The sequence below is a fragment of the Pinibacter soli genome, assembly GCF_029961145.1.
Classification (GTDB): domain Bacteria; phylum Bacteroidota; class Bacteroidia; order Chitinophagales; family Chitinophagaceae; genus Pinibacter; species Pinibacter soli.
This window is the reverse complement of the sequence record NZ_JASBRG010000006.1, coordinates 177,861-199,347: the sequence shown is the minus strand read 5'-3', so window position 1 is coordinate 199,347 and position 21,487 is coordinate 177,861. Positions and strand designations below refer to the sequence as shown.

Sequence of the window (21,487 nt, the reverse complement as noted above, 5' to 3'; positions counted from 1 at the left end):
GAGCCCTGCCGTGAAATAATGATGGCTGATAAAAACAAAGATCAAATTTCGAGAGGCGGGCGAAGCAATCTCAAGCTCGCATTCTTACTCTGGCTATAATATATCGCTAAACTGGTTCTGCTGCATGATCGTCGCAATAGCCTTTGATAATTTATTTTCGCCCGTTTCAAATTGCAACAGATCAAACGGCTTGTAAAAAATCATTTTGCCATCCTGCATATACATCACCTGTGTTACAATGTCATCAAGCTCGCTCAATACGTGCGACGTTATGAGGATCAATTTGCCCTTCTCTTTTTCCTTGACTATCTTTTGCTTTAAAATCTCCGATGCCACAGGATCAAGGCCAGCCGTTGGTTCGTCAAGTATCAACACTTCCGGATTGAACATAAAAGCTAATGCTGCGCTTACCTTCTGTCTTGTACCGCCAGACAGTGTGCGCATTCTTTTATTGAGCAAACTTTTGAAGTTGAAGTCATTAACGAGATCGTCGTCCAGGCTACCTCTATGGTTCCTGATATCTTTCATCATTTCCAATACCTGTCCAATGGTCATATTTTCCGGATAGCGGCCTATCTGAGGCATATAGCCGATGTCTGAGCGGTAATGACAATCGTGGGCAATATCTTTCCCTTTAAAAAGTATTTTGCCACTATCAGGAACTACCATTCCCAAAATGGATTTGATGAATGTTGTTTTGCCGCTTCCGTTAGGGCCAATCAATGCAATGCATTCGCCAGCAGGATAGGTAACGGAAATATTGTCAAGCGCTTTTAATTTTCCAAATTGCTTCGATATATTGGTTGCACTGATCATAGATGGAAAGGTAGTTTCATGAGCGGTTTTGTATCGGCCAGGTTTTCAGGAGTAAGTGTCGGCAATACCTTTTCTGTTTTGTCAAGCAACGAGGTCATAAAGCTGTGAAACAAAATCATCGCCGGCGGATTTCTTTCAACAATCATAGAATACATGCTTACCGGGCGGTAAGGCAAATCGCCAATACCGTTTTTGTTAAGATCATATCCTTCATACTTGTCCCAATAGTTGCCATCAAAATTGTTTAATACAAGCGAGCCGTTTGTTCCCACATCAAATGTATTTCCCAGAAAAACGTTGTTGTGCAGTTCAGTTTCCATACAACTGGCCTGTATTTTAAGAGCCCATCCATTATTTCTGAACACGTTCTTAACCATAATCGTTCTGCTCACACCTTCCATATAAATGGCACTTGTATTTTTAATAAAATGATTGCCGTCTATATAGCTGTCTGCAATTTCTTTTAGTAAAATTCCATAAGCTCCATCGCCCCAGTTTTCTTCAAAATAATTGTTGAACATTTTCACATGGTGTGAAAACATTACAGACACACCTGCACCATTGTAGCGAAAAATATTAGAGATGTAGCTGTCGCTGTTGGAGAACATAAAATGCAACCCGTATCGCAGATTACTGGTAGATACATTGCGCCAGATAACGGAGTTCGTTACAAATTCGAAATAAATTCCATCGCGATGTCCTTTGATAGTGTTGTTGATAATGCGCATACTGTCACTTTTCCAACAGTGAATGCCGTTGCCGCTTGCCTGTTCCTGCTTTCTTGCAGAGGTCAGTACATTATTCTGAATTAGACAGTTGATGCCGCGCTGTGTGTAAATGCCAAAGAATGTATCATCCAGCACATTATTCTGCACCACGGCATCGCGGACGTCATATAGCTTAATGCCAGCGATATCTTCCAGGCTGGATGTGCCGGAGTGAACAATTTTAAACCCATCTATTACCACGCCATTTGCCTTCACTGAAATGATCTGGTATTTATTCTCTCCATCAAGTGTTGGGAGATCAATGCCTTTCAACACTATTTTTTTTGAGATAAAAATGTTTCCTTCTTTATAATAACCGCCATGAACCAGCACTGTGTCGCGTTCATTCGCGTGAGATATCGCTTCCTTTATTGTTTTTATTTTTTCACTTTTTCCCACATGTATAATGCCGCACATTCCCGGAAGAGAGTACAAAAAAAACAATATTAGAAAGTATGGTCTCATGAATGGAAATTCCTCCGTTTAGTGATGTGAAGCATTCGCAATCTCTGCCCATTGCAATTTCGTGCCCTTAAAGCTTTCCTGTATTTTTTGTACAGCGCTTTCACTGGCAAACACCGCTATTTTACCACCCATCGGCGTTTTGAAATCTTCGCTTTTGTAAAAGATGGCTTTTTCAAGAGGCAGTAATTCGCTCGTGTTATCAAAGTTCGTAAAATAGTAGGCTTTCACATCTGCTTCGTCTATTTGCTTATCGTGGAGAAAAGCGAGTAAGCAATGGGTATCATCAAATTTGAAGATCTTCCCTTTTTTAGAAATGATCTCCGAAGAAAATTTCGGATCACTAATGGTCATTTTGCAACTGCTGCACTGATCGCTTCCGGCCGCTATAGGGGTTGGGTTAGTAGAGCATGAAGTCATAAATACACTACATGCTAAAAGGATAAGGCTTAATGGTTTCGCGAATCTTTTTGCGTTGATGCGGGTCTGTCTCATTTCAATGTAGCAGGTAAAAACGGAAATAAGTGCCACGATGAAAACAATCAACCCACCTGTAGATGGCAGAGAATAAGCAGCGAAATTCAGCAGCTGTTTATACCCTAACAGTGGCGGCTGATATGCCATTCCCGGAACTTTAATTGCTGCATCCGGATTAAGATCGTGTCCGTAATTGTACTCCCATCTCCAGAAATCGATCATTGCGATTAAGCAAAAAGCAAGGAACATTCCGGAAACTATGTAAAGCAATTTTCTTTTACCTGCGATTGCGGCAATAAGGTACAAGGCCGCAAAGGTGCCAAGTATGTAAGGCAATATGGTAAATTCAAAAAAATCATTTGCATGCAGTGTTTTCATGCCAATGTAATGGTTAAGACCATTAATGATATCAACTTGACCAGCCAGTTTTCCGGGATAAATTAATAGTGTCAATCCTTCAGGGTACTGGGGTGCATTCAGATCAATGCTCCACATAGGAACAAATATGGAAATAACAAGCCCTACAGTACAGAGAATAAGTAATAACCTTATCCGGCCTTTTATATTATTCATAAAACAGGAATTAGGAATTAAGAATTAAGAATTAGGAATTAGGGCATTCTTAATTGCTAATTCCTAATTCTTAATTTCTGCAAAGCTATTTCGCGCTGTCAGCAGGCGGTAAATTTTTACCTGTGCTGTAAGTAAGCGGAACATTGCTACCAACCGGAGAAACTCTCAGGTAGCCTTGCATTTCCTGGTGCAGCGCACTGCAGAAGTCTGTGCAATAGAAAGGCCAGATGCCTGATTTTTCAGCAACCCATTTTAAGGTTTGTGTTTCACCCGGCATAATGAGTAACTCTGCGTTATTCGCCCCTTTTATCGCAAAACCATGCGGTATATCCCAGTCTTGTTCAAGGTTGGTAACGTGGAAGTATACTTCATCGCCTACTTTAATACCTTCAATGTTATCCGGTGTAAAGTGAGAGCGGATACAAGTCATGTACACGTGCACTTTGTTTCCTTCTCTAACAACTTTTGTATTGCCTTCGCCTTTTGTAGCATAAGGATTTGCATTCTCTTCGATCTTGAAGAACTTAACGGAACTTCCTTTTATAAGATCAGCAGAAACGGCTTGTGCATAGTGTGGCTCGCCAATAGTTGGATAGTCAAGTATCAACTGCATTTTATCGCCGGTGATATCATATAGTTGCGCACTTTGAGCCAATTCAGGGCCTGTAGGCAAATAGCGGTCCTTTGTAATTTTGTTATACGCAATTACATATTTCGCGTTTGGCTTTTTAGTATCGCCACCGGGTATGCAAAGGTGACCAACAGAATAGTAAGTAGGCACGCGGTCGAGTACTTTCAGATCTTTGATGTTCCATTTAACAAGTTCAGACGATACGAACATTGAAGTGATCGCATTTCCTTTACCGTCAAATTCTGTGTGCAAAGGTCCAAGACCTGGCTTTTGAACTTCACCATATAAAGCAGCATCGTATTTGATAACAGGAATACCATCGTATTCGCCGTCAAATTGTTTGCCTGCAATAGCACTTTGAATTTTGCTGAAGCTAAATACAGGAATCAATGCAGCAAGTTTACCACTACCAACAATGTATTCACCGGTAGGATCAACGTCGCAACCATGTGGAGATTTTGGACACGGAATGAAGTAGCAAATATCTTTAAGGTCTTTTGCGCTTAAAACAGTTACCTCATTTTTCATTTCAGAAACTGAAGAGTGCGTCTTATCGTCATACGTATTGTGAACATATTTCGCTGGTATCTTTTTTCCTTTACCCGCTTTTAAATATTCTTCTGCTTTTTTCCAGTTCACCGCCATGATAAAGTCTTTATCGCGCTGGGAAGCATTTACTTCAAGCAGCGTATTCGCTTGTTCTGTGTTATAGCAGGAGAAGAAGAACCAACCGCTGGAAGGACCTTTACCGGTGTGGCTCAGGTCAAAGTTGATAGCCGGACATTCGATCTGAAATGCGATATCCATTTTGCCGGATGTTTTGTCAACACCGATGAAACTGATATAACCTTTGAAATTCTTTTTGTAAGTATTGATAGGCACGTCACCGTTTACATCATCCGGAGGAACGCTGAAACGTGTACCGGCAATAACATACTCGGTATTTTCAGTAATAAAAGGAGATGAGTGGTTACCTGCGCTGTTTGGCAATTCAATAATTTCAGCAGTGCGGAAGGTTTTAAGATCAACCCTGGCAACGCGTGGAGTGTTGTTGGCGTTTACAAAAACCCAACGGCCATCGATCTCTCCATTGGTTTGAGACAATTCTACGTGGTGAAGATCGTCCCAAGGTACATTTCCGTGAGTAGTGTTGAGCATTGGTTTGGTTTCTTCGCTGTAGCCCCATCCTTTTTCCGGATCAACTGAAAAAACGGGGATCACACGAAGTAAGCGTCCGCTTGGTAAGCCGTAAACGCTCAACTGGCCAGAGAAGCCCCCGGAAACAAAGTTGTAAAACTCATCGTATTTTCCAGGTGCCACATATGCTTTCGACGCAGCGTCGGAACTTACGGCTGTAGCGGCATTTTTGGGCTTACAGCCGCCTGCAGAAAGCAATAATGCAGCAGAAGAGATAACCAGCAATTGCTTTGTGGTGGTGATCATAATCTATTAATTGAGGGATTAAATAATTCTTTTAGTAAGGGAAAACGCAATGATTATTTTACGCCATCGTTTTTGCGCATGAATTCATAAATGTGCCTCGCATCATCATCGGAAAGATTTTGATTTGGCATACGCACAAGACATATTTCAAGTTGCGCCTGGGCTGCCGCGTCCTTGTTAAGCATTTCATCAGTATTCGTAACAAAGTTCATGATCCACTCTGCAGTGTGGCGGCTTGTAACACCTTTCCAACCGGGACCAACAAGTTTTTCATCAGTAGTTTTATGACAGCTTGAGCATTTTAGTTGATAAACTTTTTCACCTGCATCCGCCATTTTAGGATCAAGAGTGGCAGCAACATCCACATGTGTAAATTTACCCTCACCTCTTTTCGGGTCGTAAGAAGGATTTTCACTAGGCTTTTTTTCATCGCTGGCCGCGGTAGAACTCCCGGCATTGTCTTTGGAAGCAGACTGGTTATTGCCTCCGCAAGCAGCTGCTAGCAGCGCAACGGAGAATGCAACGTAGACAAATGTTTTTTTCATAATCAAATATTATTTATGCAAGAATAAACAGCTTGCTATTGCATTTTTATGCGTAGAATCATATTTTTGATCATACTTAACCCTCGCATAACAACTGACACGGGAAAAATGATTTTTGTCATCTATCCTGTTGCCGAAGATCATACGCTAATAATTTGATTTTGTGTTCTTTCAAACAAATTTTACCATGATCAACACTAACCTTTTATTGTCCCTTGGAGCGTGTTATAGAAAAGTCGAAGCGGGTGACTACATTTTTAGAGAAGGAAATCATTGCAACTTTTACCACCAGGTAGAAGAAGGCAAGATCAAGCTCGTAAATATAGATGACAGTGGAAAGGAATTCCTGCAAGACATTGCCGAATCCGGAGATTGCATTGGCGAAATACCATTATTTAACAGCGGCAGATACGTAGTTTCCGCCGTTGCTATAACAGAATCCATCGTGTTGCGATTATCAAAAGACAGATTCGAACAACTTTTAAAAGAAGATCATGAATTAAACGTTATGTTCTTTAAAGCAATGGCAGATCGTCTGCAATTCAAAATGCAGATCCTCAAAGAAATCAGCAGCCATGATCCGGAGCATTGTGTAAGCAGCCTTCTTCAATATCTTGTCGCCTCAAAAAAATGTTATTGCGATAAATGTTTGCTGGTAAAGCTTACAAGACAACAGATAGCTGACATGACCGGCCTTCGCGTAGAAACCGTGATCAGAACCATTCGTGCCATGCAGGAAAAAGGTTATGTGGCAATAGAAAAGGGGAAAGTTTATTTCAATAATATGCGTCCAATCATAAATGACCGGTGCATGTCTTCTTAATATTGAAAAAAAATAATGTTCCTGTTTTCTAAGTGGATTAGGATTTCCTTTTTAAATCTTCTTATAGTCGCCCTTTGCGGCGTCATTCTGCGATACAAAATTGTGTTCTCTCTCCCTATTATCGAGCAAAAACATTTATTGCACGCACATTCGCATTTTGCATTTACAGGATGGATTACACAGACAATCTTTTGCTTCCTTATTTTCTTTCTGCAAAAGAAAAATAACATTGACGTCTATTCGAGATACAGATGGTTGTTAATTGCAAACCTTATCTCAGCCTATGGCATGTTGATTTCGTTTATCATACAGGGTTATGCTTTGTACTCCATCACGTTTTCTACCATCTCTATTGCTGTACTTGCAATCTTTGCAGTTTATTATTGGCGCGACCTTAATAAATATGAAGGAAACACATTAGCTGCGTTCTGTTGCAAAGCAGCGCTCATTTTTGCACAAATATCTTCTCTTGCAACCTTCATGCTGGCCTGGCTCATGGCAAATAAATTTGAAGGTCAATACTGGTACGTAGCCGCGATATATTTTTTCCTGCACTTCCAATACAATGGTTGGTTCTTCTTTGGCTGCCTCAGCATATTGTTCATGATGATTCCAAAAGAAAATTACAACAGTGCTCTTGCCAAAAAATTATGTGTTACGTTGGTAGCTTGTTGCGTTCCGGCTTATTTGCTTTCCGTCATAAACTTCGCCATTCCTGCTTATGCGTACGCAATAGCTGCAATTACGGGTGTTGTACAAGGGATTGCTTTGGTTTGGCTCCTAATTGTTATGCGTCCCGCACTGAGCGTATTTAAGAGTGGTAATAAATGGATATTTAAACTCTTCGCTGTGGCAGTGGCTATAAAATTCCTTCTGCAAATGTTTTCCACAATACCAGTGCTTTCTATTCTGGCCTTTGGTTCCAGGCCAATTATTGTAGGGTACTTGCACCTCGTGTTGTTGTGTATAATTTCACTGTTCCTTTTGGCAGCATCGAGAAATTTTTTGAATTATAATTCGTTGTTTAAAGTGGCGACAGTAATCTTCATTGTAGGAATAATTGGAAATGAGGTCGTGTTGATGGGCCAGGGTTTGATGGGCTTTTACGGCATTCCAATGTCCCACGTAATTGAAATATTGCTTGCCGCGACAATAGTGATTTTCGCAGGTATATTGTTGCTAAACGTTGCGATGAGAAAGATCACGAGTGTTTAGTCGTTTCTGTCTATTTTACAGGTTGTCTGTCATGAAAAAGACAATATTCCCTTTTTTCACCAACATTAAACAAGCAAGTGTCATTTTTAAAAATCAAAGTATCGCCTTGCCATGAGTGGTAGTCATTTGTTTGAAATTTTGCTGGCAAAGGAGTTAGAATTAAACTGTCGTGTTGAAGAGTGTATCTGTAAAATAACCTAGAATCTCCAAAGTGCCCCATAGTTTTGTACATACAAAAATTATCAGGGTAAAACAGATACCCAAAATACGAATCATCGATCGACATATAGTAACCTGTACGCGAATCTTTACGAGTAATAATCTGCGAGTAGCAATCTGCAGCAAAAAAACAGAACGCTAATGCTAAAAGAGGATTCGCTTTTCCCTTAGGTTTAGAAAACATAGAAGTTACAATTAGGGTAAATATTTGCAAGTCAAATTATTCAATCAAAATAAAAAAGCGCTGGATTATTTCCAACGCTTTTGACTATGCGAAAAGTTAATCTTCTTTTTCTTCCTTCTTCTTTTGTGAAGAATCTTTTTTTCGTCCCGCATCTTTCAATGCCTTATCTATAAGCCATTCCAGCTGCCCGTTCACACTCCTGAAATCATCTGCTGCCCACTTTTCCAATGCGGCAAATGTTTGTGCATCTATCCTTAATACAAATGATTTTTTGTCTGAACTCATTCCTGCAATATTAAAGCTCAAAATATATTTTATCCTCTACGAGTCGAGTTTATTGATAAAGCGTTCCTGTATTTAAAATCGGTTGGGCAGCCTTTTCACCGCAAAGCACCACCATTAAATTGCTTACCATTGCAGCTTTCTTTTCTTCGTCAAGCGTAACAATTCCTTTCTTAGATAATTGCTCAAGTGCCAGCTCCACCATACCCACAGCACCTTCTACGATCTTGGTTCTTGCTGCAACAATTGCCGTTGCCTGTTGACGTTGTAGCATAGCCCCAGCAATTTCCGGAGCGTAGGCAAGGTGACTGATCCGCGCTTCCTTAATGATAATTCCGGCAGGAGCCAGTCTTTCATTTAATTCAGCCTCTAACATAGCAACAACACGCTCTCCGCCATCACGCAGCGTTATGTTAGCAGTTTCATCTTCCATATTATCGTAAGGGCAAGTGCTGGCAAGGTGCCTTACCGCCGCCTCACTTTGTATTTGAACATACTGCTGATAATCGGCTACTTCAAAAGTGGCTTTGTATGTATCACTTACCTGCCACACAATCACTGATGCAATCTCGATGGGATTTCCCATTTTATCATTCACCTTCAATTGCTGACCATTCAGGTTCTGAGATCTCAAGGAAACTTTTGTAGCGGTGTAAAATGGGTTTACCCAAAGCAAGCCGTTTGCCTTTATCGTGCCTACATATTTTCCAAAAAATGTACAAACGCAGGATTGGTTTGGGTTGATAACTTTTAATCCTTTGAGAAAGAAAACGCAGAGGGTAAAAATAATGACACCTATCGCTCCGGCCCCAACGCTGTGCAACGAGCCAGCCACTCCAAAAAGATAAATTGAGAAAAGAATGCCTGCAATTCCTAATATGAGTACCAGAAATCCCGAAACTGGTTTGAATACTTTTTCCATAAAAATTAGTTTGATATTAATTTGATATCAAAATTATATTACAGATTTAATATTTCTAAATTTTTTCATATTTATTTCCGTCTCCGGTGCTTCACCCAAAAAATGCAAAGACGCATTTTCATGCGTCTCTACGGGCATCAACAAAAAAGGCCATCTCTTGCGAGACAGCCTTTTTAAATATGTACAAATGTCTTTTACATTTTTCTTGCAATAGGCGCAGATTCATTTGCTGCTACCTTTTCTGTACCGCCACTCAGCATCAACTGAACAGATTCATTCAGGATCTGATACTTGTTCGCGTTGAAAAGATCCATTTTCTCCTCCGGCAACTTCAGGTCATAGTTATTGCATGAACTAGCCATTACTTTGTCGAAAGCTGGGTTGTAACGGTTAAACTCGTTCACATCCATATTTACATACTTGGCAACGATGGTTGAATTGTATTTTCCTGCAACTGTCAACGTTTTGCATGTTTGCAATTCATCCGAAGATATTTTGCGGTTAGCTGCGTAAATGCCCTGTGCTCCGTAGTGTTCTTCTACTTCAGCTTTTGTAAGCGTGGTTAAACCGCCTTGCCCTTCAAAAATGTAATGCGTACCAATGAATTTTTTAACGTGATTTCTTGATTCTGCAGGTAAATAATACTGCAACACCCAGAAATTGTTGCTGTGGCTTTTACGCATAGCTTTTTGTACGTTTCCTGCTCCGCCGTTATAAGCTGCGATCACCAGTAACCAGTCGCCAAAAACGGTGTAAAGGTCTTTTAAATACCTTGCTGCAGCCTTGGTGCTCTTTACATAATTGGTGCGCTCGTCATATTTGCGGGATACGCGAAGACCAAGCGTTCTTGCTGTGGTCGGCATAAACTGCCACGGACCAACAGCCCCAGCCCATGAAACAGCTGTTGACTTCAGGCGTGATTCAATAACTGCCAGATATTTCAACTCTGTAGGCAGACCCGCATCTGCCAGAACCTGATCCATCATATTGAAGTATGGGAGTGCCCAATCCTTCATTTTGGAAAGATCCTTTCCATAATCTTCAATGTAGTCTTTTACAAATGTAATTGCCTGTGGATTCAACCGAGGCCCCTGAGTATTTAACTCAAGATCTGTAGTGCTTTCGTAAAGGTTCGTAAACCCTTTGCCATCTGCTTTCTTTGTAACCGGGCTGTTGTTTGGTATAACAGCGCTGTCAATAATAGCGGGCTTTAGTTCTTTTTTTGTTTGGTTCTGCGCAGCAGCCGATTGGGTACAAATGGTGGCAAGCACATAAGCGCTCAACAATAAAAGTTTTTTCATTACTTCCTTTTTTAGTTTTCACAATACCGTATAGCTTCAAATTTGAAGTGGGTAACCTAGGCCAGTAAATGGGTCATTCATCAACTTATTGTTGCATCACTTGATGCGAGAATTGCAACAAAGATAACTCACAAAATTGGTTCGTCATAGCCTGAACACCAAAAGGCATGCCATTCGAATGTGTAAAAACTGGGAGTGAGATGGCTGGAATTCCAACTAAATTGGCATAGACAGTATAAATATCTGCCAAATACATAGCAGTTGGATCTCCGGATTTTTCACCAAACTTAAATGCAGGAGAAGGAACGGTGGGAAGTATAATTACGTCAAAATCCCTGAAAATCAGCTGGGTTTGGTCGTATAATTGCTTGCGTACTTTTTGGGCCTGGGTGAAATAGGCGTCGAAATATCCGGCACTTAAAACAAATGTGCCAAGCATGATCCGACGTTTCACTTCTTTGCCAAAACCTTGAGATCGGGACTGTGAATAAAAACTTGTTAAATCTATATTTTCATCATTTACCCTGTATCCGTATCGCACTCCATCGAACCTCGACAGGTTGGAGGAAGCCTCTGCGGTTGTAAGCACATAATACGCGGGTACGATATACTCAAGGAAATCAAAATCAATGCCCGTAACCAGGTGGCCTTTTTCAGAAAGTCCATTCAGATAGCTTTTCATGGCATTTTCCATCTCTTCATCCAGAGAAGGGTGGTCGATAGCATCCTTGAAATAAGCGATTCTCAATGGTTTAGAATCTTGTACCAATGAAGAATAAGATTCTACTTTTTCCAGGGAAACAGTGCTGTCGAAGTCATCTGCGCCGGCCATTATTTCTAAAGTAAGGGCAATGTCGGGAATATTTTTCGCGAAAATACCTATCTGGTCAAATGACGAAGCATAGGCTATTAACCCGTAGCGGGAAATGCGGCCGTAAGTAGGTTTTAAACCTACGATTCCACAAAAATCTGCGGGTTGCCTTACAGATCCACCTGTATCGCTACCCAGGCTCACCATGCAAAGGTCTGCCTGTACAGCCACTGCCGAACCGCCGGAAGAGCCGCCGGGAACGCGGCTTTCGTCAATAGCGTTTAGCGTTGCCCCGTAAAATGAATTTTCGTTGGAAGAACCCATTGCAAATTCATCACAATTGAGGCTGCCAATGATAATAGCATCTTCCGCCAGCAATCTTTCGACTGCGGTGGCATTGTATGTTGCAGTAAACCCTTCGAGGATGTGTGAGGCTGCAGTTACTTCATGTCCTTTATAGCAGATAACATCTTTAATACCAATAACAACGCCGTGAAGCTTTTTTAGTGGCTCGCCGCTTCTGCGCTTTTCATCAAGCTCTTTGGCTTTTTGCAAAGCTTCTTCCGCGTATACATCCACATAAGCATTGAGGTTCCTTTTTGCTTCAATTTGTTGCAAATAAAATTCCACTGCCTGTAAACAGGTAGTGGAATTATTCAATAATGATATATGATATTGCTGTATTGAACTGTAAGTAAACAAAGCCCGTCTGAAGGTAATAGAGTTGTAAAATTGGTTCTGGTCGTATCAATAGTTTTCAGTGAGAAATACGGATTATTTCGCAGAGTCAGTATTGATAGAAAGCTGAGCTAGAGTTACTCGCTTTTGCTTGTTGTAGAAGTTGAAGAAGCAGGTTTGCTATCTTTTTCTTTCATGCCTTCTTCGATTTCTCTTGTTACGCTATTTTTAGCATCATTAAATTCACGAAGACCACGACCTACACCGCGCATTAATTCAGGGATCTTTTTACCACCGAACAACAGCACAACTACAACCAGGATAACGATCCATTCTGTAAATCCCGGAGCCTGAATGAACAACAAAGATTGACTCATGACTTTTAATTTAAATTGAAAAACAAAGGTACTTGTTTCTTATTACTAATGTGATTCCGGCCGCAATTTAGTTTACAAACAGTTCAAAAAAAATAGTTAACGCGGCAATAACAAAAACAAAAAACGGATGCATGAATGCATCCGTTCTATAACGATGTAGAGAGTTATTTCTATTTTGCGGTAGCAACAACAGCTGCTCTCTTCTTTTCTTTAATTCTTGCGCTTTTACCGCTTCTTTCACGCAGGAAGTACAATTTAGAACGACGTACTTTACCTTTTTTGTTCAAAACGATAGAGTCAATATTTGGTGAGAAGTAAGGGAATGTTCTTTCTACACCTACACCGTCTGAAATTTTACGTACTGTAAAAGACTGTGTAGAACCTTCTCCCTGACGTTTGATAACGTCACCTTTGAAAGACTGGATTCTTTCTTTGTTTCCTTCAACGATTTTATAGTTAACAGTGACGTTGTCACCTGCTTTAAATTTTGGGAAATCCCTCTTCGGCGTTAACTGCTCGTGAACAAATGCTACTGCGTTCATGATTTCTTTATTTTATCGGACGGCAAAGGTAACTGAAAAATTGAATAAACAAATAAAAAATCTAAAAAAAAGCAGAAAGCTTAACGCAAAACGCTTAACGCGTTGAAAGTCTTGCGTTAAGCGTTAGGCATTTAGCGTTGAGCTTTATTATCTTGCGACGTTCACTGCTCTCTTTTCTCTGATTACAGTTACTTTGATTTGTCCCGGATAGGTCATTTCAGTCTGGATCTTCTGTGCGATCTCGAAGCTTAGTTTGTCGCTGTCGCCATCTGTTACTTTATCAGCTTCTACAATAACTCTCAATTCACGGCCGGCCTGAATCGCGTATGCTTTTTCAACGCCCTGGTATGTAAGCGCCAGGTTTTCAAGATCTTTAATACGTTGTAAGTATTGTTGCATAATCTCTCTGCGAGCGCCTGGACGAGCACCTGAAATGGCGTCACAAGCCTGAACGATTGGTGAGATCACATATTGCATTTCAACCTCATCGTGGTGAGCTCCGATCGCGTTTACTACCGCAGGGTTTTCACCATATTTTTCAGCCAGCTTCATACCAAGCAACGCGTGGCTCAATTCTGTTTCCTCATCAGGCACTTTACCTATATCATGTAAAAGACCTGCGCGTTTTGCCAATTTCGGATTCATTCCCAGTTCCGCAGCCATGATTCCACAAAGGTTAGCTACTTCACGACTATGCATCAACAGGTTTTGACCGTAAGAAGAACGGAAACGCATTTTACCTACAATTCTCACCAATTCTTTATGTAAACCGTGAATGCCCAGTTCAATTACTGTTCTTTCGCCGATTTCCATTACCTGCTCTTCTATCTGGCGGCGGGTTTTTTCAACTACTTCCTCAATTCTTGCAGGGTGGATACGTCCGTCGCTCACAAGGCGCTGAAGGCTCAGGCGGGCAATTTCACGACGTAATGGATCGAAAGAAGATAAGATGATTGCCTCAGGAGTGTCATCTACAATCAAATCAACACCAGTTGCGGCCTCGATCGCACGGATGTTACGACCTTCACGACCAATGATCTGACCTTTGATTTCATCACTTTCAAGATTGAAAACCGTGATGGAGTTTTCAATAGCCTGTTCAGCGGCTGTACGCTGAATAGTCTGGATAATTATTTTGCGGGCCTCTTTATTTGCTTTTTGCTTAGCCTCATCTATTATTTCCTGCTGTAAACCAAGAGCTTGTGTGTGTGCCTCTTGTTTCAAACTTTCAACGAGCTGTGCTTTTGCTTCTTCTGCAGTAAGAGCTGCCACTTTTTCTAATCTGCGAATATGCTCCTCCTGATGCTTTTCGAGTTCTGTTCTTTTAAGATTAACAACTTCTATCTGCCTGTTCAGGTTTTCCTTGATCGCCTCGTTTTCTTTTAGTTGTTTTTCAAGATTACCTTCTTTTTGGTTGATGCTTTGCTCTTTCTGTTTGATTCTGTTTTCCGCGTCGTTGATCTTTCTGTTTTTGTCCAGTACCTCTCTATCGTGCTCTGCCTTCAGTTGAACGAATTTTTCTTTGGCCTCCAGTAACTTTTCTTTCTTTAATGTTTCTGAATTGCTTTGAGCGTCTGCAACTATCTTTTGTGCTTGTCTCTCAGCGTCATCAAGCTTTTGCTGATGATTTTTGGCAAAAATGAATTTACCCGCTATGATGCCAACTGCCGCGGCAGCTCCACCTATGATTATATATATAACTGATGCGTCCATTACTCTTGGGATTTAAAAAATTTAATATATTATGATAAGCTCTCTCCAAACGCATAACTGTCTGATTGAGATTGTTAATTCGCGAAAATACAAAACGGGCTGCACTGGATAAAAACTGTTTTTACTTCTGGGCCGAATTTTACCAGCGGCAACCAAAAAAAGATCGAATCCGGTAATTTCACCGCACAAAATCGAAAAAAAGACCATGAGAAAAATTTTGTTGACCGCCCTGGCGGCGGCTCCGGCCCTGTTTTCCCAGGCTCAAAAAGCTGTAACCCTTAATGGCGAACTGAAAAATATAGACAATGCCATTGAAAAAGTGTTCATTTCTTACCGTTCTGGTTCTGAAAATGTAACTGACAGCTCCTCTGTGGTTGACGGAAAATACCAATTTGCTCTAAGATTGCAGGAACCAACTATCGCACGATTGACCGCGTCCGGTAAATACGGTCCCTCCGTTTCTGCAGGAAAAACAAGAGCACTAGTTTTTCTAGATCAGGCCAATATGACGGTGACCCAAACAGACTCTTTTTCTAACGTTCAGATGACCGGCTCAAAAGCAAATGCGGAGTTTAAAAAATTAAACGATTCTCGCAAAGCGCTTAATGATGAACGTAATAAAGCAATACAGCAGTATGCAACTTTTGCAAAAGAGCAAAATAAGGTGGGGATGAAATCAGTAGAGACAAAGGTTGATAGCATTGACGAGACAATTAGAAAACAATATGGTACTTACGTACGCAAAAACTCATCTTCGCCCATCGCTGTTTTTGCGCTGCAGCAATATGCTGGCTATAGCATCGTCGCATCTGAAGTAGAGCCTTTGTTTAAAAAATTGCCCAAAGCTTCACAGGCAACTCCATCAGGAAAAGAGTTGGGAAAAGCTATTGATATCGCAAAGAAAACAGGCATCGGACAAGTGGCCATTGACTTTACGCAAAACGACACTTTGGGCAACCCGGTTTCGCTTTCATCTTTCCGTGGTAAATATGTGTTGCTTGATTTCTGGGCGAGCTGGTGCGGACCTTGCCGTGCTGAAAATCCCAATGTGGTAAAAGCTTACAACACTTATAAAAGCAAAGGCTTTGACATCTTGAGCGTTTCACTGGACAGAGATTCAGCAAAAGAAAGATGGTTGAAAGCTATTCATGATGACAACCTCACCTGGACGCATGTTTCAGATCTTCAATACTGGAACAATGCTGTCGCAAAAATGTACGGCATACAATCAATACCTCAGAACTTTTTGATCGATCCGCAGGGAAAAATCATTGGTAAGAATCTTCGTGGTGAAGAGTTGGAGAAGAAGCTGGGAGAGATCTTTAATTAGAGTTCAAGAACTGAATAACTGAGTAACTGAATCCTCTGTGTAACGCTCTACACATCTTCGTATCTCTCGGTTATTCAGTTATTCGGTTATTGGTTTATACAACATCTTTATCCGTTAGTCAATTATTTGGTCGTTTATTGTGTAAAGACATTTACTTTGATGTCCATAATTGCACAACCTCACATGAAAAGTTTTTTTACCTTCTTTCTGATTCTAAGTTCTGCCGCGTTGTTCTCACAAACGCACGCATTTTATACTACGAACAAAGACAGTTCACGGTTTAATCTTACACTTGAGGGCGCTTCACATTTTGCATCATTGCCATTGAAATGTTTGCAGCAGGAGTACCCAAATAAAACAAGCCATTTGAGCGTGAGCGACAGTGACCATTTGCGCACGCCAAAACAAATGCATCCTGCATTTTACGGATGCTTTGACTGGCACAGCTGTGTGCATGGGCACTGGATGCTGGTGAGCCTTTTGAAAAAATTTCCTCAAATGCCCGAGGCCGCTGCAATACGATCTGCCATTTCAACCAACATTACTCCGGAAAATATCAAAGGAGAGATCGACTATTTTATATCGCCTTTGTCAAGAAATTACGAAAGAACTTATGGCTGGGCCTGGTTGCTGAAATTACAGCAAGAACTGATTGGTTTTAACGATCCCGACGCCATCAGGTGGCGCAATACCTTACAACCGCTTTGCGACACAGTTATCAAATTATGGATGGATTATCTGCCAAAGCAAACTTACCCCAATAGAACAGGCGTTCATCCGAATACTGCTTTCGGGTTAGTGTTTGCGCTGGATTATGCAAGGGCAACCAAGAATACAGCTTTTGAGGCGGCAATTATTAAAAGCGCAAAACAATTGTATTTGAAAGATAAAAATGCTCCTTCAAGATGGGAGCCGGATGGTACGGATTTTCTTTCCCCTTCTTTGGAGGAGGCCGACCTGATGCGCAGGGTTTTGGCCAAGCCCGCTTTCGTACAATGGTTCAATGCTTTTATTCCGTTGGCGTCTTTGCAGCACTTGACCAACCTTCCGGTGATTTCTGATAGAAGCGATTACCAGATTGTGCACCTTGACGGGTTGTGTTTCAGTCGCACCTGGTGCATGAAGGGGTTAGCGAATTGTTTGCCTGCAGGCGACAAACGAATTGCCCTTTTGAGAAAATCGGCCATTCACCATTTAAATGCGAGCCTGCCAAACGTTGCCAGCGCCAATTATGGCGGTGAGCACTGGCTGGCAAGCTTTGCGGTTTATGCTTTGGTGAGCGAGTAAAATGTTAGATGTACGGATTATGGTGTACGAAAGTCTTTAGCGGTTTACATATCAACTAATTTCGTACATCGTACCTGGTACATTTGCCTCCATCCCAAGATTTTCCCAAATATTTTCCCGTATCTTGTGGGATATAAAATATTTTATACTTTTGTCAGTATAGAAATTACTTACACGGGATAAACAGCCATCTTTTCCCTAAAAGAAATTATGAATTGCAAACTGCTCCCTTACAACAGGAACAATTGTTGATTACAGTAAAAGATCCCGTTCAAAAAAAATTACATGGAATATAATACAAGCAGAAATCATTTGATGATGCGCGAATACGGCCGTCATATTCAAAAAATGATTGAATATCTGATGGCGATTGAAGATAAAGACGTTCGTCAGAAGAATGCAATGGCTGCTATTGAACTAATGGGATTTCTGAACCCGCATTTGAAAAATGTGGAGGACTTCCGTCATAAACTTTGGGATCACCTGTTCCTGATTGCAGATTTTCATCTTGACGTAGAATCTCCTTATCCCATTCCTACAAAGGAGCAATTAAAAGCAAAACCGGATCCATTAAAATATCCAAAGCGCTATCCAAGACACTCTCATTTGGGTAAAAACCTGGAGTTGGTTATTGACAAGGCGTTGAAAGAAGAGAATCCGGAAAAACGCAATGGTTTTGCCAATGCCGTTGCTTACTACATGAAGCTGGCATACAACAACTGGCACAAAGAAACCGTGCATGACGATGCGGTTCAGAGCGAGTTGAGCGCAATTACACACAATCAACTGGAATTTACCAATACACCATATGTAAAAAGTTACCGTGCGAATGAGAACAACAACCGTGGCGGCGGTGGTGGATATGGCGATTTTAGAAAAAACAATAACAATAACAGGAACCAAAAATTCCAAGGTGGCGGTGGTGGTGGAAGAAACAACCGTAACAACAACGGTGGAGACAACCGCAACAATGGCGGTGGCGGTGGCCGCAACCAGAAATTTGGAAACAACAAGAAGCGTTTTCAATAGGTAAAAGCCGATAAAACCTTTCTATAGAGCTGTCAAAAAGTAAAATTTACGAAAAGACTTCGTTTTTATATCTTGTCTTTCGTTTCACTTTTTGACAGCTTTTTTATTTCACGCAGCGAACGCAGCGAAGCAACAACACAGTGATTTTTTCTTTGCATCGCTGCTCCCTTGCCATCGCTGCGAGAAAAAGAAGTGCTTAGCTTTTATGCTGCGAGCCATATGCAGACTAGACAAAAAAATCTTTTTAATAAACTTTTTCCCGCCCTCGCGGGGCATATTATTTTTACAAACAAAGAAAACGACAAACGGGAATGAACATTTTTGAAGTAAGAGGAGGAAAAAAATTACACGGGGAAATTACTCCGCAAGGCGCGAAGAATGAGGCTTTGCAAATAATAAGTGCGGTGCTGTTAACCCCGGAAAAGGTTACCATTAACAACATTCCCGATATTCTTGATGTAAACCTGCTGATCGAATTGCTGGGTGAAATGAACGTGAAGATTGAGCGACCCAACAGACAAACCTGCATTTTCCAGGCGGATGATGTGAACATAGATTATTTGCACAGCGAAGCATACAAAAAAAAGAGCGGCAAACTAAGAGGGTCGGTGATGTTCGCGGGGCCAATGCTGTCCCGTTACAGAAAAGCATTTATCCCAAAACCGGGTGGCGATAAAATTGGCAGACGCAGATTGGATACACATATCATCGGTTTTGAAAGACTTGGTGCGGAGTTCACTTACAATAACGAAGACGGCTTCTTTCACTTGGAAGCAAAAAAACTGAAAGGCACATATATGTTGCTGGATGAGCCATCCGTTACGGGAACTGCAAACATCGTTATGGCTGCAGTGATGGCATCTGGCACTACCACTATATACAATGCAGCATGTGAACCATACATACAGCAGCTTTGCAAAATGCTTAACCGCATGGGCGCAAAGATCAGCGGCGTAGGAAGTAATTTATTGACCATTGAAGGTGTTGAATATTTAGGCGGCACAGAACACACGATGTTGCCGGACATGATTGAAGTTGGCTCCTTTATTGGCCTTGCTGCGATGACACAAAGCAATATCACAATTAAGAATGCCGGACTGGAGCATCTGGGTGTTATTCCGGATAAGTTTAAGCAGCTTGGTATTGCTATGGAATTCAAAGGAGATGACATTGTTATTCCTGAGCAATCGCTTTATGAAATTCAAACCTTCCTGGATGGCTCTGTGCTTACGATGTACGATCATCCGTGGCCGGGCTTTACGCCGGATCTTTTGAGCATTGTGCTGGTGGTTGCCACGCAAGCGAAAGGTTCCGTATTGATCCATCAGAAAATGTTTGAGAGCCGTTTGTTCTTTGTAGACAAACTAATTGACATGGGAGCGCAGATCATTTTGTGTGATCCGCACCGTGCGGCCGTTATTGGATTGGGCCGCCAGCAAAACTTAAGAGGCATTACCATGAGCAGTCCTGATATTCGTGCCGGTGTTGCTTTGTTGATCGCAGCGTTGAGCGCTGAAGGAAAAAGCACGATTCAGAATATTGAACAAATTGATCGCGGTTATCAATACATCGACGACCGATTGAAAGCGCTGGGCGCAGACATAACGAGATTATAATTACAAATAAAAACGCTGGCTCATCACCAGCGTTTTTATATATATCATGTGAAAAAATTGCTACTCAAACTTTTCATTCATTTGTTGGAAAGCAGATAAAAACATTTTGAAAGGATTGTCAGAATGTGGCCATGCTATATCTGTTTTTCTAAGGAAGTTCTGCATTTGCACCGTCGCCTTTACACAATCTGTTGAGTCGTAAAAACAATTCTTCCACGCTTCGGACTGATCTTCGTAATGCTTTAATGAAAGTCCGTTGCCATAAATCTTTATAACAGACGGCGTGCTGCGTACATCTATCGAATGTTTCTTGGTATCTAGTGCCCACTCGAAATATTTTTCCCAAAAATGGAGGTGATTTTTTAACCGTGCAGATATCTGCTTATCGCTTTCTGCATGTGTTGGTTTAATGCGCCACAAATTGTTAACCACAGAAAAAGGATTGTCGTTATCTGTTTTAAAAGTATCATCGCAACCTTCAAAATTGTAATTGGTATTTGAGCCGATATAATTGATGACGAGTTCATCGGTCATTAGTGCGCCTATCGCAAGCTTGTTTGTTGTATGGTGGTTGCTTTTTAAAATGATCTCGTTACTGGTTGCCGTCCATTGGCCGTCATCGAAACTTGTAAGGCAACTCGTGTAGGTACCATTTGGTTGCAAGTTTAAAAAGCTGGTAGGTTCAAGCTTCATGGTCGTTTCATCGCCGCCGGTGTGGTGGGTGAAGAACCAGATCTTTGCAAGGCGGTCAGCAGTTGTGGCACATCCTGTGAAACAAATAATAGCGGCACAGACTGCAATAGGGACAAGAAATTTCTTCATAAAGGGGGTTTAGGAATTTAATACAATGCCAAAAATATTGATTAATGGTATGAAGTCAAGCGATTCAAATTTTAGCGTTAATTTTTAAGACAAAAAAACTTGCAGGTAACGGGAATATTAGCTAGGTTTGAATAGTTGCTTAACTAACTATATGCCAAACAACCAATTTAAAAGAGGTGAGCTTTACAGTTTTATAACCGGTAAAGCTTCCACAGCGATAGCAAGACGATTGCAAAAAAAGTTCAACACCGCGGCGCTCAATTTAACCATTGAGCAATGGAGCGTTTTATATCATTTGTGGAAACAAGACGGCATTAGCCAGCAGGAGCTTTGCAATGCCACTTTCCGTGATAAGCCCAGTATCACAAGGCTGGTTGACAATCTTGAAAAACTTGATCTGGTAAAAAGGATCGCTTCTAAAGAAGACCGAAGGATCAATATGATCTTTCTTACCCCACGTGCGCAGCAGTTGCAGGATCAAAGCATGGGACTTGCAACAGAAACCCTGAACGAAGCTTTGAAAACGGTACCGGAAGAGCAAATTGAAATTTGTAAATCGGTATTGCAAATCGTTTACGACAACTTGAAATAGGCAGGTGTTTTTTAACAGGATTCACCCACT

Annotated in this window: 20 protein-coding genes; 7 read left to right on the top strand and 13 right to left on the bottom strand. The window is 41.2% G+C overall.

Going from position 1 to position 21,487, the window contains the following annotated elements; genetic code table 11:
* Positions 1-93: 93 nt before the first annotated feature.
* From QJ048_RS10715 to QJ048_RS10695, 5 genes are all read right to left on the bottom strand, one after another.
* Positions 94-816, bottom strand: a complete 723-nt coding sequence (locus QJ048_RS10715; protein ID WP_282334342.1) for an ABC transporter ATP-binding protein — start codon at positions 814-816, stop codon at positions 94-96.
* Positions 813-2,048 carry a nitrous oxide reductase family maturation protein NosD gene (locus QJ048_RS10710; protein ID WP_282334341.1) on the bottom strand — a complete coding sequence of 412 codons (1,236 nt, stop codon included), beginning with the start codon at positions 2,046-2,048 and terminating at the stop codon, positions 813-815. The genes QJ048_RS10715 and QJ048_RS10710 overlap by 4 nt, the downstream gene beginning before the upstream one ends.
* An 18-nt stretch (positions 2,049-2,066) precedes the next feature.
* Positions 2,067-3,095 carry a nitrous oxide reductase accessory protein NosL gene (locus QJ048_RS10705; protein ID WP_282334340.1) on the bottom strand — a complete coding sequence of 343 codons (1,029 nt, stop codon included), beginning with the start codon at positions 3,093-3,095 and terminating at the stop codon, positions 2,067-2,069.
* An 85-nt stretch (positions 3,096-3,180) separates the two neighbouring features.
* Positions 3,181-5,169: a Sec-dependent nitrous-oxide reductase gene (nosZ, locus tag QJ048_RS10700; protein ID WP_282334339.1), complete on the bottom strand. Its 1,989-nt coding sequence runs from the start codon at positions 5,167-5,169 to the stop codon at positions 3,181-3,183.
* Positions 5,170-5,222: 53 nt separating this feature from the next.
* The gene (locus tag QJ048_RS10695; RefSeq protein ID WP_282334338.1) at positions 5,223-5,714 is read right to left on the bottom strand and encodes a c-type cytochrome; all 492 of its coding nucleotides are present in this window, start codon (positions 5,712-5,714) and stop codon (positions 5,223-5,225) included.
* A 187-nt stretch (positions 5,715-5,901) separates the two neighbouring features.
* Between QJ048_RS10695 and QJ048_RS10690 the strand changes: the two genes are divergently transcribed.
* Entirely contained in the window at positions 5,902-6,537 is a 636-nt protein-coding gene (locus QJ048_RS10690) for a Crp/Fnr family transcriptional regulator (protein WP_282334337.1), read from the top strand.
* 102 nt (positions 6,538-6,639) lie between these two features.
* Complete coding sequence (locus QJ048_RS10685) at positions 6,640-7,752, top strand: hypothetical protein (RefSeq protein ID WP_282334336.1); 1,113 nt, start codon at positions 6,640-6,642, stop codon at positions 7,750-7,752.
* A 499-nt stretch (positions 7,753-8,251) separates the two neighbouring features.
* Here the strand turns inward: QJ048_RS10685 and QJ048_RS10680 are convergent, their stop codons facing one another.
* The 7 genes from QJ048_RS10680 to rny all read right to left on the bottom strand — a co-directional run bounded on the left by QJ048_RS10680 (position 8,252) and on the right by rny (position 14,781).
* Positions 8,252-8,440, bottom strand: a complete 189-nt coding sequence (locus QJ048_RS10680) for a type II toxin-antitoxin system antitoxin (protein WP_282334335.1) — start codon at positions 8,438-8,440, stop codon at positions 8,252-8,254.
* 49 nt (positions 8,441-8,489) lie between these two features.
* Positions 8,490-9,359, bottom strand: a complete 870-nt coding sequence (locus QJ048_RS10675; RefSeq protein ID WP_282334334.1) for an SPFH domain-containing protein — start codon at positions 9,357-9,359, stop codon at positions 8,490-8,492.
* A gap of 194 nt (positions 9,360-9,553) precedes the next feature.
* Positions 9,554-10,660 (bottom strand): lytic transglycosylase domain-containing protein, encoded by a 1,107-nt coding sequence (locus QJ048_RS10670; RefSeq protein ID WP_282334333.1) that lies wholly within the window; start codon positions 10,658-10,660, stop codon positions 9,554-9,556.
* Positions 10,661-10,745: 85 nt separating this feature from the next.
* Entirely contained in the window at positions 10,746-12,131 is a 1,386-nt protein-coding gene (gatA, locus tag QJ048_RS10665) for an Asp-tRNA(Asn)/Glu-tRNA(Gln) amidotransferase subunit GatA (RefSeq protein ID WP_282334332.1), read from the bottom strand.
* A gap of 155 nt (positions 12,132-12,286) precedes the next feature.
* The gene (locus QJ048_RS10660; RefSeq protein ID WP_282334331.1) at positions 12,287-12,526 is read right to left on the bottom strand and encodes a Sec-independent protein translocase subunit TatA/TatB; all 240 of its coding nucleotides are present in this window, start codon (positions 12,524-12,526) and stop codon (positions 12,287-12,289) included.
* A 170-nt stretch (positions 12,527-12,696) separates the two neighbouring features.
* Positions 12,697-13,068, bottom strand: coding sequence for a 50S ribosomal protein L19 (gene rplS, locus QJ048_RS10655; RefSeq protein ID WP_217789890.1), 372 nt, complete (start codon positions 13,066-13,068; stop codon positions 12,697-12,699).
* Positions 13,069-13,215: 147 nt separating this feature from the next.
* Positions 13,216-14,781, bottom strand: a complete 1,566-nt coding sequence (rny, locus tag QJ048_RS10650; RefSeq protein ID WP_282334330.1) for a ribonuclease Y — start codon at positions 14,779-14,781, stop codon at positions 13,216-13,218.
* 205 nt (positions 14,782-14,986) lie between these two features.
* On the opposite strand from rny, the gene QJ048_RS10645 reads away from it, so the two are divergent.
* The 4 genes from QJ048_RS10645 (at position 14,987) to murA (ending at position 20,043) form a co-directional block, all read left to right on the top strand.
* A complete protein-coding gene (locus QJ048_RS10645; RefSeq protein ID WP_282334329.1) occupies positions 14,987-16,111 on the top strand; it encodes a TlpA disulfide reductase family protein in 1,125 nt (374 codons plus the stop codon).
* 183 nt (positions 16,112-16,294) lie between these two features.
* On the top strand, positions 16,295-17,398 hold the full coding sequence (locus QJ048_RS10640; protein WP_282334328.1) for a DUF2891 domain-containing protein: 1,104 nt from the start codon (positions 16,295-16,297) through the stop codon (positions 17,396-17,398).
* A gap of 285 nt (positions 17,399-17,683) precedes the next feature.
* Complete coding sequence (locus tag QJ048_RS10635) at positions 17,684-18,427, top strand: DUF4290 domain-containing protein (RefSeq protein WP_282334327.1); 744 nt, start codon at positions 17,684-17,686, stop codon at positions 18,425-18,427.
* Between the two features lie 311 nt (positions 18,428-18,738).
* On the top strand, positions 18,739-20,043 hold the full coding sequence (gene murA, locus QJ048_RS10630; protein ID WP_217789886.1) for a UDP-N-acetylglucosamine 1-carboxyvinyltransferase: 1,305 nt from the start codon (positions 18,739-18,741) through the stop codon (positions 20,041-20,043).
* 60 nt (positions 20,044-20,103) lie between these two features.
* Here the strand turns inward: murA and QJ048_RS10625 are convergent, their stop codons facing one another.
* Positions 20,104-20,865 carry a hypothetical protein gene (locus QJ048_RS10625; RefSeq protein ID WP_282334325.1) on the bottom strand — a complete coding sequence of 254 codons (762 nt, stop codon included), beginning with the start codon at positions 20,863-20,865 and terminating at the stop codon, positions 20,104-20,106.
* Between the two features lie 151 nt (positions 20,866-21,016).
* On the opposite strand from QJ048_RS10625, the gene QJ048_RS10620 reads away from it, so the two are divergent.
* Positions 21,017-21,457 carry a MarR family winged helix-turn-helix transcriptional regulator gene (locus QJ048_RS10620; RefSeq protein ID WP_282334324.1) on the top strand — a complete coding sequence of 147 codons (441 nt, stop codon included), beginning with the start codon at positions 21,017-21,019 and terminating at the stop codon, positions 21,455-21,457.
* Positions 21,458-21,487: the final 30 nt, after the last annotated feature.

What these genes read in the sequence shown, in the direction of transcription:
- QJ048_RS10705 (WP_282334340.1), bottom strand. Translation starts at nt 3,095, where the DNA reads ATGAATAATATAAAAGGCCGGATAAGGTTATTACTTATTCTCTGTACT.
- QJ048_RS10635 (WP_282334327.1), top strand. Translation starts at nt 17,684, where the DNA reads ATGGAATATAATACAAGCAGAAATCATTTGATGATGCGCGAATACGGC.
- QJ048_RS10695 (WP_282334338.1), bottom strand. Translation starts at nt 5,714, where the DNA reads ATGAAAAAAACATTTGTCTACGTTGCATTCTCCGTTGCGCTGCTAGCA.
- QJ048_RS10680 (WP_282334335.1), bottom strand. Translation starts at nt 8,440, where the DNA reads ATGAGTTCAGACAAAAAATCATTTGTATTAAGGATAGATGCACAAACA.
- QJ048_RS10670 (WP_282334333.1), bottom strand. Translation starts at nt 10,660, where the DNA reads ATGAAAAAACTTTTATTGTTGAGCGCTTATGTGCTTGCCACCATTTGT.
- rny (WP_282334330.1), bottom strand. Translation starts at nt 14,781, where the DNA reads ATGGACGCATCAGTTATATATATAATCATAGGTGGAGCTGCCGCGGCA.
- QJ048_RS10715 (WP_282334342.1), bottom strand. Translation starts at nt 816, where the DNA reads ATGATCAGTGCAACCAATATATCGAAGCAATTTGGAAAATTAAAAGCG.
- QJ048_RS10690 (WP_282334337.1), top strand. Translation starts at nt 5,902, where the DNA reads ATGATCAACACTAACCTTTTATTGTCCCTTGGAGCGTGTTATAGAAAA.
- nosZ (WP_282334339.1), bottom strand. Translation starts at nt 5,169, where the DNA reads ATGATCACCACCACAAAGCAATTGCTGGTTATCTCTTCTGCTGCATTA.
- QJ048_RS10640 (WP_282334328.1), top strand. Translation starts at nt 16,295, where the DNA reads ATGAAAAGTTTTTTTACCTTCTTTCTGATTCTAAGTTCTGCCGCGTTG.
- murA (WP_217789886.1), top strand. Translation starts at nt 18,739, where the DNA reads ATGAACATTTTTGAAGTAAGAGGAGGAAAAAAATTACACGGGGAAATT.
- QJ048_RS10710 (WP_282334341.1), bottom strand. Translation starts at nt 2,048, where the DNA reads ATGAGACCATACTTTCTAATATTGTTTTTTTTGTACTCTCTTCCGGGA.
- rplS (WP_217789890.1), bottom strand. Translation starts at nt 13,068, where the DNA reads ATGAACGCAGTAGCATTTGTTCACGAGCAGTTAACGCCGAAGAGGGAT.
- QJ048_RS10620 (WP_282334324.1), top strand. Translation starts at nt 21,017, where the DNA reads ATGCCAAACAACCAATTTAAAAGAGGTGAGCTTTACAGTTTTATAACC.
- QJ048_RS10660 (WP_282334331.1), bottom strand. Translation starts at nt 12,526, where the DNA reads ATGAGTCAATCTTTGTTGTTCATTCAGGCTCCGGGATTTACAGAATGG.
- QJ048_RS10645 (WP_282334329.1), top strand. Translation starts at nt 14,987, where the DNA reads ATGAGAAAAATTTTGTTGACCGCCCTGGCGGCGGCTCCGGCCCTGTTT.
- QJ048_RS10625 (WP_282334325.1), bottom strand. Translation starts at nt 20,865, where the DNA reads ATGAAGAAATTTCTTGTCCCTATTGCAGTCTGTGCCGCTATTATTTGT.
- QJ048_RS10675 (WP_282334334.1), bottom strand. Translation starts at nt 9,359, where the DNA reads ATGGAAAAAGTATTCAAACCAGTTTCGGGATTTCTGGTACTCATATTA.